The sequence below is a fragment of the Bradyrhizobium sp. USDA 3650 genome, assembly GCF_054057395.1.
Genome location: NZ_JBSRZG010000001.1, coordinates 4,676,344 through 4,694,018, shown reverse-complemented (window position 1 = coordinate 4,694,018; position 17,675 = coordinate 4,676,344). Strand labels below are relative to the sequence as shown.

The 17,675-nt window shown below is 64.5% G+C and carries 17 protein-coding genes; 6 read left to right on the top strand and 11 right to left on the bottom strand.

Going from position 1 to position 17,675, the window contains the following annotated elements; translation table 11 throughout:
* Positions 1 to 115: 115 nt before the first annotated feature.
* Positions 116 to 544 (bottom strand): GFA family protein, encoded by a 429-nt coding sequence (locus tag ACVIN2_RS21875; RefSeq protein ID WP_456767116.1) that lies wholly within the window; start codon positions 542 to 544, stop codon positions 116 to 118.
* A 92-nt stretch (positions 545 to 636) separates the two neighbouring features.
* On the opposite strand from ACVIN2_RS21875, the gene ACVIN2_RS21870 reads away from it, so the two are divergent.
* The 3 genes from ACVIN2_RS21870 to ACVIN2_RS21860 all read left to right on the top strand — a co-directional run bounded on the left by ACVIN2_RS21870 (position 637) and on the right by ACVIN2_RS21860 (position 3,729).
* Positions 637 to 1,011, top strand: coding sequence for a nuclear transport factor 2 family protein (locus ACVIN2_RS21870; RefSeq protein ID WP_007598116.1), 375 nt, complete (start codon positions 637 to 639; stop codon positions 1,009 to 1,011).
* A gap of 192 nt (positions 1,012 to 1,203) precedes the next feature.
* Complete coding sequence (gene bla, locus ACVIN2_RS21865) at positions 1,204 to 2,073, top strand: class A beta-lactamase (RefSeq protein ID WP_456767115.1); 870 nt, start codon at positions 1,204 to 1,206, stop codon at positions 2,071 to 2,073.
* Positions 2,074 to 2,121: 48 nt separating this feature from the next.
* Positions 2,122 to 3,729 carry a Na+/H+ antiporter gene (locus ACVIN2_RS21860; protein WP_456767114.1) on the top strand — a complete coding sequence of 536 codons (1,608 nt, stop codon included), beginning with the start codon at positions 2,122 to 2,124 and terminating at the stop codon, positions 3,727 to 3,729.
* A 26-nt stretch (positions 3,730 to 3,755) separates the two neighbouring features.
* On the opposite strand, the gene ACVIN2_RS21855 is transcribed toward ACVIN2_RS21860, so the two are convergent.
* The 6 genes from ACVIN2_RS21855 to ACVIN2_RS21830 all read right to left on the bottom strand — a co-directional run bounded on the left by ACVIN2_RS21855 (position 3,756) and on the right by ACVIN2_RS21830 (position 9,824).
* Positions 3,756 to 4,577: an N-acetylmuramoyl-L-alanine amidase gene (locus tag ACVIN2_RS21855; protein ID WP_456767113.1), complete on the bottom strand. Its 822-nt coding sequence runs from the start codon at positions 4,575 to 4,577 to the stop codon at positions 3,756 to 3,758.
* 3 nt (positions 4,578 to 4,580) lie between these two features.
* Positions 4,581 to 5,918, bottom strand: coding sequence for a Rieske 2Fe-2S domain-containing protein (locus ACVIN2_RS21850; protein WP_456767112.1), 1,338 nt, complete (start codon positions 5,916 to 5,918; stop codon positions 4,581 to 4,583).
* 86 nt (positions 5,919 to 6,004) lie between these two features.
* On the bottom strand, positions 6,005 to 6,901 hold the full coding sequence (locus ACVIN2_RS21845) for a TauD/TfdA dioxygenase family protein (protein WP_456767111.1): 897 nt from the start codon (positions 6,899 to 6,901) through the stop codon (positions 6,005 to 6,007).
* 142 nt (positions 6,902 to 7,043) lie between these two features.
* Positions 7,044 to 8,327, bottom strand: a complete 1,284-nt coding sequence (gene ispG / locus ACVIN2_RS21840; protein WP_027514566.1) for a flavodoxin-dependent (E)-4-hydroxy-3-methylbut-2-enyl-diphosphate synthase — start codon at positions 8,325 to 8,327, stop codon at positions 7,044 to 7,046.
* A gap of 12 nt (positions 8,328 to 8,339) precedes the next feature.
* Positions 8,340 to 9,293 carry a DMT family transporter gene (locus tag ACVIN2_RS21835; protein WP_007615962.1) on the bottom strand — a complete coding sequence of 318 codons (954 nt, stop codon included), beginning with the start codon at positions 9,291 to 9,293 and terminating at the stop codon, positions 8,340 to 8,342.
* Positions 9,294 to 9,329: 36 nt separating this feature from the next.
* Positions 9,330 to 9,824: a Fur family transcriptional regulator gene (locus tag ACVIN2_RS21830; protein ID WP_007615963.1), complete on the bottom strand. Its 495-nt coding sequence runs from the start codon at positions 9,822 to 9,824 to the stop codon at positions 9,330 to 9,332.
* A 157-nt stretch (positions 9,825 to 9,981) separates the two neighbouring features.
* Here ACVIN2_RS21830 and ACVIN2_RS21825 point away from each other — a divergent pair, with 157 nt between their 5' ends.
* The 3 genes from ACVIN2_RS21825 to ACVIN2_RS21815 are packed head-to-tail and all read left to right on the top strand — an operon-like array spanning position 9,982 to position 13,205.
* Complete coding sequence (locus ACVIN2_RS21825; protein ID WP_007598134.1) at positions 9,982 to 10,464, top strand: MarR family winged helix-turn-helix transcriptional regulator; 483 nt, start codon at positions 9,982 to 9,984, stop codon at positions 10,462 to 10,464.
* Positions 10,457 to 11,632 (top strand): HlyD family secretion protein, encoded by a 1,176-nt coding sequence (locus ACVIN2_RS21820; protein ID WP_456767110.1) that lies wholly within the window; start codon positions 10,457 to 10,459, stop codon positions 11,630 to 11,632. The genes ACVIN2_RS21825 and ACVIN2_RS21820 overlap by 8 nt, the downstream gene beginning before the upstream one ends.
* A 16-nt stretch (positions 11,633 to 11,648) precedes the next feature.
* Entirely contained in the window at positions 11,649 to 13,205 is a 1,557-nt protein-coding gene (locus ACVIN2_RS21815; RefSeq protein WP_456767109.1) for an MDR family MFS transporter, read from the top strand.
* 51 nt (positions 13,206 to 13,256) lie between these two features.
* Here the strand turns inward: ACVIN2_RS21815 and ACVIN2_RS21810 are convergent, their stop codons facing one another.
* From ACVIN2_RS21810 to pcaH, 4 genes are all read right to left on the bottom strand, one after another.
* Entirely contained in the window at positions 13,257 to 14,345 is a 1,089-nt protein-coding gene (locus ACVIN2_RS21810; protein ID WP_456767108.1) for a phosphotransferase, read from the bottom strand.
* A gap of 48 nt (positions 14,346 to 14,393) precedes the next feature.
* Positions 14,394 to 16,085, bottom strand: coding sequence for a methyl-accepting chemotaxis protein (locus ACVIN2_RS21805; protein ID WP_456767107.1), 1,692 nt, complete (start codon positions 16,083 to 16,085; stop codon positions 14,394 to 14,396).
* Positions 16,086 to 16,292: 207 nt separating this feature from the next.
* Positions 16,293 to 16,883 carry a protocatechuate 3,4-dioxygenase subunit alpha gene (gene pcaG, locus ACVIN2_RS21800; protein WP_027566037.1) on the bottom strand — a complete coding sequence of 197 codons (591 nt, stop codon included), beginning with the start codon at positions 16,881 to 16,883 and terminating at the stop codon, positions 16,293 to 16,295.
* Positions 16,884 to 17,585, bottom strand: coding sequence for a protocatechuate 3,4-dioxygenase subunit beta (pcaH, locus tag ACVIN2_RS21795; RefSeq protein ID WP_027514573.1), 702 nt, complete (start codon positions 17,583 to 17,585; stop codon positions 16,884 to 16,886).
* Positions 17,586 to 17,675: the final 90 nt, after the last annotated feature.

The following is a 17,675-nucleotide window of genomic DNA, read 5'->3' as shown; positions in this document are numbered from 1 at the left end:
AGCGCTTGTGATGGAGGTCACGAAGGTGGCGCCAGCGGCAGGCCGAAAGGCCCCTTTTGTTTGTCGCGCCAGTCCGGGCGCGGTTCGCCGAGAAACAGGCGCGCAGCAGGTTCCCTCAGGCATCTCCCACGTGGCCCCGATATTGCGGCAGATTATCCGTAATCTCGTGCCAGGGCGCCTTCGAGCCCACGAAAATGTGGGCGCTCGGTCGGATCGAGGGGGCATCGACCAGGGTTCCCATGGCGACATGGACCCATTTTCCCTCGCGCACCCGGGAATAAAGCAGCGAGCCGCAACGGGCGCAGTGGGCGTCATGGGTGGTGTCGTCACCGTAGATGGTGCGCTGGTTCTCGCCCCTGACGATGCGGAGCTTGCTCTGCTCGATGCCGGCGAACGGCTTGAAGGCGGCGCCGGTGGTGCGGCGGCAATCCGAGCAATGACAGTTCAACGCATAAGAGAACGCGTCAATCACCTCGTAGCGCACGGCGCGGCAATAGCATTCGCCGACCAGGATACGAGCGTTCGAATTCTCTGATCCGGTCATCACAGTGTCCTCGCGCAAATGGTACGCACCCATAGCGCAATTTGATCTGTACGACTAAGTTCACCCCGAGCCATCAGTCAAAGGGATGACCCATGAGCCAGAACCGTTCGAGCGTCGAAGCCGTCGTGCAATCCTATTTCGACGGACTTTACGAGGGCGATGCCGAAAAACTCGGCGCGATCTTCCATCCCTCGGCCGATTTGCGCTGGGTCGAGAAGGGTGAGCTGCAGGTGCTGACCGTGCCGGACTGGCTCGACCGGGTGCGCAAGCGCCCCTCCGGCAAGGCCGAAGGCAAGCCGCGCGAGGATTTCATTGTCACCATCGACCGTTCCGACGACAAGACCGCCTTCATCAAGGTCCGGTGCCAACTGCCGCCGCGTTTTTTCACCGACTATCTGGTGGCGATGAAGCTCGCCGATGGCTGGCAGATCGTGTCGAAGTCTTATCGGTATGATCTGCGGGAGTGAGGGGGGCCTAATCTTCCGCTGCCCGAAATCGGGCGCACTCGTCCCACATCCTGCGTCATTGCGAGCGAAGCGAAGCAATCCAGAGTCTTTCCGCGGAGGCTGGCTGGATTGCTTCGCTGCGCTCGCAATGGAGATGCGGATGGAGTGCATGCCGCATCTCCACCTCGCCCCCGTCCCGCCCAAGAGTCCCCCATGCTTCTCGACCGCCGTTCGCTGCTCGCCTCGCTGTGCTGGATTGCCGCCTCCCCTGCGCTCGCCGCGGACGCGCAGCCTGAGCTCGAAACCTATGAGCGCGAGAGCGGCGGCCGGATCGGGGTCTATGCCGAGAACCTCGCGACCGGCGCAAGGTTCGCCTGGCGCGCCGACGAACGGTTCGTCATGTGCTCGACATTCAAGGCTTCGCTGGCGGCTTGCGTCCTGGCGCGGGTCGACCGCGGCGAGGATCGGCTTTTGGCCATGATCCCGTACGGCAAGGCCGACCTGCTGGAGTACGCACCGGTCGCCAAGCAGAACGTTGCCGCCGGAGCAATGTCGGTCACCGAGATGTGCAAGGCGATCGTCGAGCTCAGCGACAACGCCTGCGCCAATTTGTTGCTGGCGCGGATCGGCGGTCCCGCCGCACTCACCGCGTTCTGGCGGTCGCTCGGCGACACCACCTCGCGGCTCGACCACAACGAGCCCGAGCTCAACCGCTCACCGCCCGGCGATCCCCGGGACACCACGACGCCGGCGGCGATGGCAGGCAATCTGCGCCGGCTGATGACGGGCGAGGCGCTGTCGGCCACCTCGCGCGCACAGCTCACGGAATGGATGGTGGGCTGCAAGACCGGCGCGAACCGGCTGCGTGGCGGGCTCCCCGCTAGCTGGAAGATCGGCGACAAGACCGGCAACAACGGCAAGGACGCCTCGGGTGATATCGCAGTGGCCTGGCCCAAACCCGATGCGAAGCGCGATGCACCGATCCTGATCGCGGCCTATACCCAGGGCGGCACGCCGAGTGCGGCGCAGATCGAAGCCGTATTCGCAGGCATCGGCCGCATGGTGGCCGAGCGGCTCGCGTGAGCCGCATGCATTGACCTTGCGGCCGCTTCCGGGTGAAGAGGGATCATCATGGAAGCGAAATTTCAAACCTTTCTCATCCTGCTCGCCGTACTGGCGGGCACCGCGCTTGTCGCCCGCCGCTTCAACATCGCGCCCGCCATTCTGCTGATGCTCTCCGGTGTCGGCCTTGCCTTCGTGCCGGGCATGCCGCCGGTCGAGCTGCCGCCGGAACTGGTGCTCCTGATGGTGCTGCCGCCGTTGATCTACTCGGCAAGCGTCGCGATGAGCTGGCGCGAGTTCAAAAAGAATCTTCGCCCCATTGTGCTGCTGGCGGTCGGCGCGGTGATCTTCACCACAGCGCTGGTCGCAACCGCCACCCACTATTTGATCGGCCTGCCCTGGACCATCGGCTTCCTGCTCGGCGCCATCGTCGCCCCGCCCGACGTGGTGGCGCCGCTCGCGATTGCGCGCCGGCTGCATTTGCCGCGCAGGCTGATGGTCATCCTCGAAGGCGAAGGGCTCGCGAATGACGCCACCGCGCTGATTCTCTACCGCTTCGCGCTCGCCGCAATCATGGTCGGGCATTTCTCGCTACCTCTGGCGGGCGGCGAGTTCTTGCTCATCGTCGCCGGCGAGATCGCCTTCGGCATCGGTGTCGGTTGGCTCTCCCTGCGGTTCCGCAAATGGTCGGGGGACCCGCAGGTCGAGCTGACACTGTCGCTGATCACGCCCTACGTGTCCTACTGGCTACCCGAGCATCTCGGCGGCTCCGGCGTGATCGCCACCGTCGCCTGTGGCCTCTATGTCAGCTGGAACGGCCCGCTGCTGATCTCGGCATCGACGCGGCTGCAGGGCATCTTCTTCTGGGACCTCGTGATCTATCTGATCGAGGGCTTGTTGTTCCTTCTCACGGGGTTCCAGATGCGCGCGCTCTACGAGAAATCGAAGGCGTTCCCGCTCGACGACATCATGATCGCGACCGCCGTGGTGCTGGCGGTCGTCGTGATCGCACGCTTCGCCTGGCTCTATCCCGCGACCTATCTGCCACGGATGCTCAGCAAGTCGTTGCGCGCGCGCGATCCGTCACCACCATGGCAATGGCCGTTCGTGCTTGCGTTCACCGGCGTGCGCGGCGCGGTGTCGCTCGCGGCGGCGCTGGCGCTGCCGTTCACGCTGCCGGGCGGCGAGGCCTTTCCGTTTCGCGACCTGATCCTGTTCGTTGCCTTCGGCGTCATCTTCATCACGCTGATCGGCGTTGGCCTCACGCTGCCCCCGGTGGTGCGTTGGCTCGGTGTCGCGGAAGCCGGTCGCAGCGAGCATGCCGCCGAGCACGAGTCAGAGATCGCGGCACGGCGCCAGGCCCTCGATGCCGCCCTGAAGTCGCTCGACGCGCTGACCGAGGAGAAAGACGTGTCGGACGAGGTGATGCGGCTCCTGCGCGCCCGGCACGAGATCCGGGTCAACCAGCTGCCCGATTCGCTCGATCCCACCCACCACGACGTCTCCGCCGCCGGCACCGCCTTGACCCGCGATCTGATCGCCGCCGAGCGCAAATTCATTCACGAGCTGCTGCGCGACGGCCAGATCACCGACGAGACGCGGCGGCGGATCGAGCGGGATCTGGACCTGGAGGAGGCGAGTTTAGCGAATCGCGAGTATCGCGGGGGGCCGCTATAGATTCCCGTCATTGCTAGCGGCGCAAGCTACCGCCTCTCGCAAAATTCCTTCATCGCCACCGCCACGGCGCCCGCAATGATCTCCTGCCGCTCCGGGGAGTTCATCGCCATCTCCTCGTCGCGGTTGATGATGGAGCCCGCTTCGAGCAGCACTGCGGCGCTGCGGGTTTGCGAGAGCACGACGAGCCCGTCATAGCGGTAGACGCCGACATCCTTGTCGAGCAATTGGCGCCGGTAGCGGCCCATCACCGGCAGGGTGTATTGGCCGGCATAATGCAGGTCCTGATCCTTTAGCTGCCGGCCGATCATCCGGGCCAGCATCAGGCTCGCAGCGTAGTGCGGATTCCGCTGCGACACGAAAAGAGAGTGGCCCGAAAAGCGATCGCTGAAATAGCTGTTCGCACCGTCGAACTCCCAGGTCTCGATCAGCTTGTCCGGCACCGAATCGTGATGGATCGACAGGAAGAGATCGGCCCGGGCGTCATTCGCGGTGCTGACGCGTTTGAGCAGGCTCGGCCGCGCCTTGCCGGCCGTGACGAGCAGCCGCGTCGCGGCAAAGCCTTCGGCCTTGAGCCTCGCCGTGATCAGACTCGCAAGCCGGAAGTTGAAGCCGAACTCAGTGTCGTTGCGTGCGCTCAACGCGCCGTAGGAGTCCGGGGTGTGCCCGACATCCACGACGATCCGGAATTTCGACATCTCACATTTGACCGGCGCGTGCGGCGGCTTGGGTTTCGCGATTTTCCGCGCGATAGCAGCATGGCCCTCACCTGCAGGCGCCAGCGACCATAGCAAGATCGACGCGATGAGCGTCGAGACGAGACTTGCAAGGATGCTGCGCGGCTGCCCCAAGCGCTACTCCGCTGCCGCTGTTCGCGGTCGGCCGACAAAGCCCGTGGCGTCACCGAAACGCTCCAGCATCACCGCGGACAGGTCCTTGGCCTTGCTGGTGACGCAGGCGCCCGAGCGCACGGCGTAGCGATCCTGATGCGCGGCCTGCGGCGGCGGCTCGCCCTGCTGAAGCGCTCGCGCCAGCTCCATCACGACTTTCCGGAAATGCATGATACCGAGATCGGTCGGACCGAGATGCTCGCGGGTGCGGTCGGCGATCGGGCCCTGGCTGTCCTGCACGGCCGCGTCCTGTTCGGAGACGCCCTTGATGCCGGTGTAGCTCCTGGTCTTCTGCAGCTTGCGGTCGATCAGATAGTCGTTGCCCTTGTGGCGCAGCGGCACGTAATTGTCGCCGACCTCCGCGATCACGCCATTGCCGCGGTCAAAGGCGTCACGCTCGGCTTGCGTCAGCGGCCGCTCCGGATTCCAGGCATAGGTGTAGATCCAGCAATTGGTGTCGGTGACGGGCACGAAGGTCTGGCCAAAGATGTTCTCGCCCGGCATCGCGCTCGGGGCATAGGCGTGGAACGGCATCAGAAACTGCGCGATGCGCCAGTAGATGTTGTCGCCGCCGGTGAGCCGCCCGCCGGCGATGGTGAGGCCAGCCGGGTGCGCCTGGATCTTGATCACAGGCCGTGGGTCTTCGGCGATCCAGCGCATGTGATCGCTCGACATCCGCGCGATCGGATTCACAAAGTGCTTCTTGATGTCCAGGATCTCGTTCTCCTCCTTGTCGAAGGAGAGATGGGCGAAGGTGAAATGCGCGGTGTCGATCGAGCCTTCGAGCGCCTGCACCCAGTTGCAGTCCTGCCATTTCTTGCTGACATAGCGGTGCGAAGCTGGCAGCAGCGCCATTTCGAGATCGGGCAGATCAGGCATGGTGTCAGCCGGGCCCATATAGGCCCAGATCATCTCGCCCCATTCGCGCGCCGGATAGGATTTGATGCGGATGAGATCCTTGGCGTTGAGATCGGGATAGGAGGTCGGCATGTCGACGCACCTTCCGTCGGTGTCGAACTTCCAGCCGTGATAGACGCAGCGGATGCCGCATTCCTCATTGCGCCCAAGCCAGAGATTGGCGCCGCGATGCGGGCAATACTGGTCGATGATTCCGACGACGCCGCGGGAGTCGCGGAAGGCAAGCAGCTCCTCGCCGAGCACGACGATCTTCTTCGGCTCACCGTCGGGTTCAGGCAGTTCTTCGGACAGCAGCACGGGAATCCAGAACCGGCGCAACAATTCACCCATCCCCGTTCCGGGACCGGACTCGGTCAGGAATTTGTTGTCCTCGGCGCGGAGCATGGAAAATCCTCCCGACGGTCTTTGTTTTCGGCAAGATTGGCGCGGCCGCGGGAAGACGTCAACGCGGAACGCGGTGGGCAGGCCGGTTAAACCGGCCGCTCCCCCTTCACCGTCACGCGCGTGCCGGAGCGCGTGTGGGGCCAGTAGTCCCACATCGCGCGGTGCTGGGTGCAGCGGTTGTCCCAGAAGGCGATGGCATTCTCGGTCCAGCGAAAGCGGCACTGGAACAGCGGGTTCTCGGCGTGCTGGTAGAGATAGGCCAGCATCGCATCGCTCTCGTCGCGCGGGATGCCGTTGATGTGGCGGGTGAAGCCGCGGTTGACGTAGAGCGCCTTCCTGCCCGTGACCGGATGCGTGCGCACCACGGGATGCTCGGCACTCGGATAGGACGGGCGGTCGGCGACGCCGTAATTGGCGTAGAGCCCGCGATAGATCGGCTCGCCGTCATGCAGCGCGGTGAGCCCGTCGAGATAGGCCTTCATCCGGTCCGACAGCGCCTCGTAGGCCGCGTACATGTTGGCGAACAGAGTGTCGCCGCCGCGCGGCGGGCACTGCTTGATGTAGAGGATCGAGCCCATCGGCGGCTCGAGATCGCAGGACACGTCGGAATGCCAGCCCTCGCCGTTGGCGCGCGGCGAGTTCGCATCCGCATAGATCTTCATCAGCGCCGGGTCTTCATCCTCATGCGGCGCGGCAGGATGGAAATGCAGCTCGCCGAACTTGCGGCCGAAGGCGAGATGCTGTTGCGGAGTGATGTGCTGGTCGCGGAAGAAGATGACGAGGTTTTCGGCAAGCGCGCGGTGGACCTCGTCCATCTGCCGGTTGGAGCGCGCATCATCGGAAACGAGCTTGCCGATGTCGACGCCGGAGATTTCCGCGCCGATGATGGGGGTGAGCTTTTCGACCGCGATGGTCTCGTAAGGCGCGCCGTCGTCCGCCGCATGGCGATAGCGCGGGCCCTGCTTGCCGGCGAGTGAGCTCATGGCGTGTCTCCCGATCGCTCTTGATTGGGGACATCGTAGCCCGGATGGAGCGAAGCGCAATCCGGGTTGAGTTCGTCAGCTTGCGAGAACCCGGATTTCGCTGCGCTCCATCCGGGCTACACGCCGCAAAAGCGGGGCAATACTACTCCGCCGCGGTCACGGGCACCTTGGCGCCCTGGCCGTAGCGCTGCTCGATGTAGTCGATCACGAGCGCCTTGAAGTCGGCGGAGATGGTCGGGCCGCGCAGGGTGCGGAACTTCTTGCCGTCGACGAACACCGGGGCAGCCGGCGCCTCGCCCGTGCCCGGCAGCGAGATGCCGATATTGGCGTGCTTGGATTCGCCGGGGCCGTTGACGATGCAGCCCATCACCGCGACGTTGAGCTCTTCCACGCCGGGATACTTCGTCTTCCAGGTCGGCATCTCGTCGCGGATGAACCCCTGGATCGAGCTGGCCAGCTCCTGGAAGGTGGTCGAGGTGGTGCGGCCGCAGCCGGGGCACGCCGCAACCAGGGGCACGAAGGTGCGGAAGCCCATGGTCTGCAAGAGCTCCTGGCCGACCTGCACCTCGCGGGTACGGTCGCCGCCGGGCTCCGGCGTCAGTGAGATGCGGATGGTGTCGCCGATGCCCTGCTGCAACAGGATGCCGAGCGCGGCCGAGGACGCCACGATGCCCTTGGTGCCCATGCCGGCCTCGGTCAGGCCGAGATGGATCGCGTAATCGGAACGGCTGGCGAGATCCTGATAGACCGCGATCAGATCCTGCACGGCCGAGACTTTGGCCGAGAGGATGATGCGATCCTTCGGCATGCCGAGCTCTTCGGCGCGCGCGGCCGAGAGCAGCGCGGACTGCACCATGGCCTCGCGCGTCACCGCGCGCACGTCGCGCGGATCGGCGGACGCGGCGTTCTCGTCCATCAGCTTGGTCAGCAGCTCCTGGTCGAGCGAACCCCAATTGGCGCCGATGCGCACCGGCTTGTTGTTCTTGTTGGCGATCTCGATGATGTCGGCAAACTGAGTGTCGCGCTTGTCCTTGAAGCCGACATTGCCGGGATTGATACGATATTTGGCGAGCGCCTCGGCGCAGGCCGGATAGGCCGCGAGCAGCTTGTGGCCGATATAATGAAAGTCGCCGATCAACGGCGTGGTGATGCCGCGCTTGAGCAGGCCGTCGCGGATGTGCGGGACGGCGGCCGCGGCCTCCTCACGGTCCACGGTGATGCGGACCATTTCGGAGCCGGCGCGGGCGAGCGCTGCGACCTGGGCAATGGTGCCGTCGATATCGGCGGTGTCGGTGTTGGTCATCGACTGCACGACGATCGGCGCACCGCCGCCGACGGCGACGTCGCCGACCTTGACCTGGGTGGTCTTGTGCCGGGGCGCGGGGCCCGCAACGTCGGAATCGATGGTCTTTTCGAGCTTGTTCATGGCGTCCAAATATCAGGTTTTGGTGACGTTCAGCAATGCATCGCGCGGTGCCGCAGCGGATTGGCTGGGACGGTTAACCAGAAAAAGCCCAGCAATGACAAGGACGGCGGCAGCCCCGAATGTCAGGTTCAGCGTGTCGTGCATGATGAAATAGCTACCCACCACGCCAAACAAAGGGGTGATGAAGGTAAAAGCCGACAATTTGCTGGCCGAATAGGTCTTCACCAGCGCGAACCAAAGCGTGAACGTGGTTCCCACGACCCAGATCGCCTGGAAGGCCATCAGGCCCAGCGACAGCGGCGACGGGGTATGCGGGATGGTCTCCCCGAACAGCCAAGCGGCCAGCCCCAGGATCGGGATCGAGGTCGCGACCTGGTAGCCCAGCGCCTTCTCGGGCGCGGCGAAGCGCAGCCGCGTGCCCTTGGCAACCAGCGTGGTCGCCGCCCACAGCGCGGCGCCGCCGACGATCATGAGGTCGCCGAGCAGAACATGCGAATCGACATTGGGCTGCGGCACGCCGATCGCGAGTGCGACGCCGGCAAAGCTGATGGCGAGCCCCAGCCATTGCGTCCCGCCAAGTCGCTCGCCGAGCACCTGATAGGAGCCGAGCGCGACGAAGAACGGCGCGGTGTAGAGGAACACGACCGCCCGCGATGCCGGTGTGAAGCGCAGGCCCTGAAAGATCAGCACGAACTCGATGCCGAACATCAGTCCGGCGATGACGCCCGGCTTCCAGGTGCCGTCGCGCTCGAAGAATTTAACGCCGCGCAAGCTGCCGATGATGAACAGCACCGGCAGCGCGCCCATCGAGCGGAACGTGGCCTGAAGCATCGGCGGGATGTCCGGCAGCACCAGCTTCACCGCGATCTGGTTGAAGCCCCAGGTCAGGCACAGCATGAGCATCAGGGCGATGGCGCCGGCACTGAGGGGACGACCGGCGGACGGTATGGCTTGAGGTGAGGACATTTCTTCCTGAAAAACCGGCTTTGCGCCGTTGTTGCTCTATGCAGCTTTCTGACAATGCGCACAAACGCCCGTGATTTCCACCACTGACAATTTGGGAGCGAAGCCTGAGCTGCGCGCGGCGGCGTTGAGATCCCTGGCGAAGGAAGCCGACGGAATCTCACCGACCAGGCCGCAGCGCTCGCAGATCAGGAACGTTACCGCCGAGGTCGCGTCGTGGTCGTGAGCGGCGCAGGCGAGATAGGCGTTGCGGCTTTCGATGCGGTGCACGAGGCCGTTGGCCATCAGGAAATCGAGAGCACGATAGACCGTGATCGGCGCCGGCCGCGGCATCGACTTCGCCAGCTCGTCGATCACCTCATAGGCGCCGAGCGGCCGGTGGCTCGAGAGCAGCGCCCCCAGCACATGGCGGCGTATCGGCGTGAATTTCTGCGCGCGCTCTCCGCAAACAGCCTCGGCATGCGCCAGCGCATCCGCGGTGCAGCGGCCGTGATCGTGGTCGGGCGCGGGAAATGCCGGTTTTGCGAGGGTCATGCGACCGGCGTTCTAGCATTTCGAAAGGGGAACCCAAAGCGGGACCGGCGATGCGGCCATCAGCCATGCTCGGCCTGCGGGACAGTGTCCCGCAAACCCGCCATGAAATAATCATAAGCTTGCTTATTATATTCCAAGCTTATTGGAGACCAAGCTCATGAGCCCAGGGCCCGTGGACCAGAATTTCCTGTTTACGCTCGCCGAGCTCTATCGCCTGCTCCGGGTCTATGCCGACAAGGAAGCCTCGCGCTTCGGCATCACCCGCGCGCAATGGGCGGTGCTGGCCAAGGTCGAGCGCAGCGAGGGCATGAAGCAGTCGGAGCTCGCCGAGCTTCTCGAGGTGCAGCCGATCACGCTGACACGCCTGATCGACAAACTCTGCGACAGCGACTGGATCGAGCGACGCAACGATCCTTCGGACCGCCGCGTCAAGCGGCTGTACCTGAAGAAGGCCGGGCGGCAATTGCTCGGGCGGATGAGCGGGCTGAAGTCCGAGCTCACGGCCAACGCGCTCGACGGCATCACTCCGGCGGACGCCCACCGCCTCCTCACCCAACTCGAAACAATCAAGGAAAACGTGCGGTCCGCGATCCAGACCAGCGGAGCGGAACAAGCGCGTAAGGAGCAGCGCTATGGCTGATCAGGTTCTCAAGTTCCAGCCCGAGCAGAAAATCGACGGCGGCAAACCCACCAAGAAAGCCGGCACCAATCCGCGCCGCCGCCTGGTGGCGGGCCTGCGCCGCTATCGCCGCGTGCTGCTCCTGGTCGTGCTGCCGATCGTCGTCGCGACTGCCGGCTTCACTTTCTATCTCAATGGCGGCCGTTACGTCGGCACCGACGACGCCTATGTCGGCGCCCAGAAGGTGCTGGTGACGCCCGATATCTCCGGCAAAATCCAGAAGGTCGTCGTCAAGGAGGGCCAGATCGTCAAGCACGGCGACGAGCTGTTCGAGATCGACCCCGCTCCGTTCCGTCACGCGCTGGAAGAAGCCAAAGCGCAACTCGCCCAAGCCCGCATCACCTATGACAATCTCGTTGCCAACATCAGGATCTACGGCGACATGCTCAATCTCGCCCAGCAGGGCATGGACCTGAAGCAGCGCGACGTCGAGCGCAAACAGTCGCTGGTGAAGAACAATTACGGCTCGCAGCTCGATCTCGACAACGCGTCGAATGCATTGGTGACCGCCGGCGCGCAGGCGCAATACATCAAGCAGCAACTCTCGAATGCCAGGACGCAATTGCTCGGCAACCCCGAGTTGCCGCTGGAGCAGTTCCCGGCCTATGCGCAAGCGAAAGCCAAGCTGGACGATGCCCAGCGCAACCTCGACCACACCGTGCTGCGGGCGCCGATGGATGGCGTGGCAACCCAGGTCGAGCAGATCCAGCTCGGCCGCTACGTCGCTGCCGGCACGCCGGTGTTCTCCATCATCGACGTGGCCCATCCCTGGGTCGACGCCAATCCGAAGGAGAGCGACCTCACCTACGTCACCGAAGGACAGCCGGTCACGCTCGAGGTCGACGCGTTCCCGAACCATACCTTCAAGGGCAAGATCGGCTCGCTCTCGCCCGGCACCGGCGCGCAATTCGCGATCCTGCCGCCGCAGAACGCCAGCGGCAATTTCGTCAAGGTGGTGCAGCGCGTGCCGATCCGCATCTATTTCGACGAGACCGACAAATACGTGCGCAAGCTGAAGGCCGGCATGAGCGTCTACGCCACCATCGACACCGGCCACCGGCGCTCGCTCGCCGGCCTGCTCGGCCTGTCGGCGACCGCGAGCCAAGACAAAGATTCGGACAAAGACTGAGACAGGGACTGATCCGATGTCCGGCCCCAATGCCCATTTGATGGTTCCCGGCTTGCGCCGGAACATGGTGACGATCTGCGCCATGACGGCAACCATCATGCAGGCGCTGGACACCACCATCGCCAACGTCGCCCTGCCCTACATGCAGGGCACGCTGTCGGCTTCGCAGGACCAGATCAACTGGGTGCTGACCTCCTACATCGTCGCCGCCGCGATCATGACGGCGCCGGTGGGCTGGATCGCCAACCGCTTCGGCCGCAAGCGCATCTTCATCATCTGCTCGGCCGGCTTCACCATGGCATCGGTGCTGTGCGGGCTCGCGCAGGACATCAACCAGATGGTGCTGTTCCGCCTGCTGCAGGGCGTGTTCGGCGCCGCCCTGGTGCCGTTGTCGCAATCGGTGATGCTCGACTATTACACGCTCCAGGAACGCGCCAAGGCGATGTCGATCTGGGGCATGGGCGTGATGATGGGGCCGATCATGGGTCCCTCGCTCGGCGCCTGGCTGACCGAGACTTATTCCTGGCACTGGGTGTTCTTCGTCAATTTGCCGTTCGGCGCCATCACCGTGATCGGGCTCATCATCTTCATGGACGAGACCCGGAAGGATCTCAGTCTCAGATTCGACTGGTTCGGCTTCGCGGCACTGGCGGTCGCAATCGGCTCGCTTCAGCTCGCGCTCGACCGCGGCGAGCAATTGGGCTGGCTCGAATCGGCCGAGATCCTTGCGGAGTTCATCGTCTCGGCGGTCGCCTTCTACTTCTTCATCGCGCACTCCTTCACGACCTCGACGCCGTTCATCCGCTTCGCGCTGTTCAGGGATCGCAACTTCGTCACCGGCTGCATGTTCATGGTCGTGATGGGCCTCGTGCTGTTCTCGACCATGGCGCTGGCCTCGCCCTACATGCAGAACGTGATCGGCTATCCCATCATCACCGCGGGCCTGCTGCTGGCGAGCCGCGGCTTCGGCACCTTCTTCGCCATGATGCTGGTCGGCCGCATGATGCGTTACATCGAGGCCCGCACGCTGATCATCACCGGCCTGACGCTGACCGCGGGCTCGCTGTTCCAGATGACCGGCTGGACCGATTTGACCCAGGTGCCGGAGATCGTGACCGTCAGCGTCATCCAGGGCTTCGGCTTCGGCCTGGTCTTCGTGCCGCTTTCGACGGTGGCGTTCCTGACCTTGTCGAACGAGCTGCGCACCGACGGCACCGCGATGCTGACCCTGATGCGCAACGTCGCGAGCTCGGTGGGCATTTCCGTCGTCATCGCCCAGCTGACGCAGGGTACACGGCGGACTTACGCGATCCTGTCCGAGCACATCAACCCATTCAACCATGCGCTCCAGATGCCCAGCGTCAGCGGCATGATCAATCTCTCCACCGACGCCGGCCGTGCCATGGCTGATCGCATGGTCAGCGTGCAGGCGCAGATCATCGCCTTCGCGCACGACTACGAGCTGGTGATGTTCTTCATCCTCTGCACCATCCCGCTGGCCCTGCTGATCGGCTCGACCAAGGCCACCCTGCGCAAGCAGGCGGCCGGGCCGGAACATGCGGTGATGGAGTGATACGTCGTCCCGGCGAAGGCCAGGACGACAGCGGTTTTGTGGCGTGAGCAGTTACAACAATTCCTCGCAGCCCAGATCCTCGACCGCCATCATCACGCGCTCCAGATTATTCCACCAGATCACCGGCGGGAGGTTGATGCTCCATTGCCAGACCGGCCTCGTGATGTGCCAGAGCACCGACAGACGATAGTCCCGGTCGAGCGCGCCGCGCGTGTAGCCGCTGACGCCGCTGGCGATCAGCGTCTCGTGATAAAGGTTGAGCAGCGGCCGCTCGAGCATCTGCCTGCGGTCCGGATACCACTGCATCGCCATCATGTAGGCGAGGTCACTCGTAGGCACGTTGATGCGCCACTGATCGAAATCGAAGATGCGCGCGGTATCCGCGACGCCGGGCCGCGGCAGCAGGAAATTCCAGACATGGGCATCACCATGAGCAATGCTGATGTGACGTCGCGAATGATAGCGCTGAGATAGCCGGGCCGACTGCTCGATCAGGCGGCGGTAGAAGGTGCGGCGCTCTTCGCTAAGGCGATCGCCGAGCAGATCGGCAAAACGGTCATAATGGCCGGCGAAGGTCTCCATGTGCTGCATGCGGTCCTCGGGGCTCGCCCAGGTGCCGACGGTATCACCAAGACCAGGATGGTCCCACCATGCCGCATGCCAGCGTGCCAGCGTCGTGACGATCGCCACCGCCTGCTCACGTGACGGCGGCAGCGGCCATTGGGTCGCGATCTCGTGGCTGTCGGTGAGATCCTCGAGCAGCAGGTGCCAATTGAGGCTTTCCTCGTCGAAACTCCCGTCGAAGCAGCGCGGCGCGAGCCCCTGCGGCATGCTTGGCCCAAGCTGCGTGTAGAAAGCCACTTCCTGTCGACCAGCATCTGCAAGCGTCTTGGTGAAGTCGGAATTGGCAGTCTTCAGGATCAGCGATTGCGGCGCACCGGCGGATTCCCCGACATAGCGCAGGCCGAGGCGAACGATGTGTGAGACGACGGTGTCGCGCTGATGCAGCACCTTCACTTCGCGCACTGCACCAGCGTCCAGTACGCCACTCCTGCGCAGCGCAGCTGTCAGTTGGGCGGGCTCAACGACCGCCGGCAATTGTGGAGTTGTCATAACCACGATGCCCCTGCCCCGCGTCATACTGCACGATCACGGCCGCAGGCGCCAGCGAACGACGTCGCGCCCGGCTCAGGCCGCCGCTGTCGAGTCGCGCACCGTCCGGACCACGACCGACCGGAGCTGTTCGAGATTGGCCGCCATGCCGGCGATCGCCTGTCTGACCTCCGCGGCGCGCTCGTTCACGGAGGCGGCGTCGCGGCTGACATCACCGATCTTGGCCGAGACCTCCTTGGCCGCGGACGCCGATTCGGAGATCGACCGCGTGATCTCTCGCGTCGCCGCGTCCTGCTCTTCCATCGCGGCGGCAACCGAGGTGGCAACGCCGTCGATCTCGACGATGTGGCCTCCCATGGTTTCGACGGCGTCGACTGCGGCCTGCGTCGAGGCCTGGATCTCGGCAATCAGCCGCGCGATCTCCTCGGTGGATTTGGCGGTCTGGTCGGAGAGGGATTTCACTTCGGCGGCGACCACCGCGAAGCCACGGCCGGCCTCCCCGGCGCGCGCCGCCTCGATGGTGGCGTTGAGTGCCAGCAGATTGGTCTGGCCGGCGATGCCGCCGATGAGGTCGGAGACCTCGGCGATCTTCTTGACCGATCCGGCCAGCGTCTGGATGGTCGAGCGCGCCTGTTCCCGACCAGCGACCGCCGATTTCGTCACCGTGCTGGTCCGCGCGACCTGGGTTGCGATCTCGCGGATCGAAGCACTGAGTTCTTCAGCTGCGGCCGAGACGGTCTGCGAGCTGCCGAGAGCCTGGTTGGAGGCGGCTGCGACCGCCTGCGATTGTGTCGAGAGCGACCTTGCGATCTCGGACAGACTGGAGGCGGCACGCTCCACGCCTTGCGTCGCGGCGCTCGCGGTGTCGACCGAGCGGCCGGTCTCGCGCTCGACGGTTTCGGCCATCTGGTGCAGGGCGCCGCGCTTGGCGAGCGCCGCCTCCTGCGCCTTCTGCAACTGCTCCTCGCGCAGGCGGGAATTCTCGACCGCCGCCTGCTTGAACACCAGGAGCGCGCCCGCCATCGAGCCGACCTCGTCCTGCCGGTGCGCGAAAGGAATGTCGGCGGCGAGATCGCCGGTCGCGAGCTTTTGCATCGTGCTGGTCATGCGCACGATCGGGCGCATCACGCCGAGGGCGACGCCGAGCAGGCCCGCCGCAATGAAGGCGAGGACGGCGGCGGAGACGCCGAGGAGGATATAAAGCATGGAGCTGTCGCGGTCCGCGGCCAGCTTCTCCATGTCGGCATTCTGCTTGTTGGCGCTCTCGACGATGCTGTCGATGACGGCGCGGTGCGCGGTGTAGGCGTCCTTGAGCTGCGCGTAGGCGCGCTCGGAAGCGGCCGTGTCCTTGGCCTTGAGCGCGGGGAGGAGCTGGTCGGACAGCAGCTTCCAGAACTTCTGCACCTCGGCGTCGGATTTCGACACCAGGGCCGTCTTCAGGTCGGCCGAGAGGCTGGAGGTGACCCAGAATGCCTTGCGCTCGTCGTAATCCTTGCGGAGCTGGACCAGGCGTTCGCCATGAGCCGCCAGCTGGTCGGGCTCGCGCATGGCGAGCGTGGCCTCGAGGTAGGCCTCGATGACATATTCCGGCGGCGGCAGGATGTCGGCGATGAGATCGTTGCCCAGCTTGATATCGGAATAGAGCGGGCCGCCGACCTTGAGCTCTTTCAAGGCGTAAAGGCTGGTGGAGACCACGGCGGTGAAACCGATCGCCAGAACGACGCCGAAAGCAATGATTGCGGAAGAAAGCGAAAGGCGAATTTTCATGGAACAATCCAATGGGGCCGCGCCGAATCCCACGGACCTTAAAGGATTACGGTAAACACGGGATTGCTTCGCGCGGAAATTGCATCGCGCGAACTCCGGAAAAATACGGGAAACGGCGTCAGGTGAACGGTTTCGGGCAGCGAAATCAGGCCCGTCCTCCGCTGTCGTCCCGGGTCGGCGCTCCGCCTGTCCGGGACGACGCTGGACTCACACGTCGAAAAACACCGTTTCGTTGTCGCCCTGAAGCCGCAGGTCGAGCCGGTACACCGGCTTGCCGGCCTCGCGCACGGCGGTCAGCGTGGCGCGGCGGTCGGCCGGCACCACCGCCAGCACGGGATCGGCGGCATTGCCGGCCTCGTCGCTGAAATAGATGCGGGTATAGAGATGCCGCAGCATGCCGCGGCCAAACACCGCAAGCAGGATATGCGGTGCCTGCGGCTTGCCGTCGGGATCGGGCACCGCGCCCGGCTTGATGGTTTCAAAGGAATAATTGCCGTCCTTGTCGGTGCCGCAGCGGGCAAAGCCACGGAAGCTCGCATTCGGCAGCGCGCGCTTGTCCTGCGGATCGGCAAAGCGCCCCTGCGCGTCGGCCTGCCAGATCTCCAGCATGACATCGGGCACGACGACGCCGTCGCCGTCGAACACGCGCCCCTCGATCCGGACGCGATCGCCGGTGACGTCGGGCGTCAGGGTCGAGTTGGTGAACGCATCGTTCCAGGCGTACTCGCCGGTCGGCGTCAGGCCATATTTGAAGAACGGGCCGACGGTCTGCGACGGCGTGATCCCATTGTCCTGCACTTAATGGTTCTCCATAGGGGTGGCGTTCTTGCCCCGCAGCACGATGTCAAAGCGGTAACACAGCGCCCATTCGGGCTGGGTGTTCTCGAGATCGAACGACGACACCATCCGCGCCCGCGCCTTTTCGTCCGGCACCGAATTGAAGATCGGATCGAACGGGAATAGCGGATCGGCCGGGAAGTACATCTGCGTCACGAGACGCGTGACGAAGGAATGGCCGAACACCGAGAGATGGATGTGTGCGGGACGCCAGGCGTTGTGATGATTGCCCCAGGGATAGGCGCCAGGCTTGATCGTGACGAAACGATAGTAACCGGAGGCGTCGCTCACGGTGCGACCGGCGCCCGTAAAGTTCGGATCGAGCGGCGCCGGATGCTGGTCGCGGACGTGAACGTAACGGCCGCAGGAATTGGCCTGCCAGATTTCGACCAGCGAATTTGGCACGCCGCGGCCGTCCTCGTCGCGCACATGGCCATGCACAATGATGCGTTCGCCGAGCGGCTCGCCAGTGTGTTGGGTGGTGAGGTCGTTGTCGCCCTCGCGCACGGTCTCGTGGCCGTAGACCGGGCCGGTCAGCTCCGACAGCGTATGGCGCATCGGGATCAAGGGCTTGTTCGGCGCGCGCTTGATCGAGCTCTTGTACTCGGGCGACAGCGGCAACGGATGCGCCGTGTTGCTGTCGACGGGATAGATGAATGTCATGGGCGAACTCCTCCCCCGGCCCTTTTCCGACCGGTCTACGCTTCCGCCAATCATTATAGGATATAACTAATTGGGGGAAGCGGCTTTGCG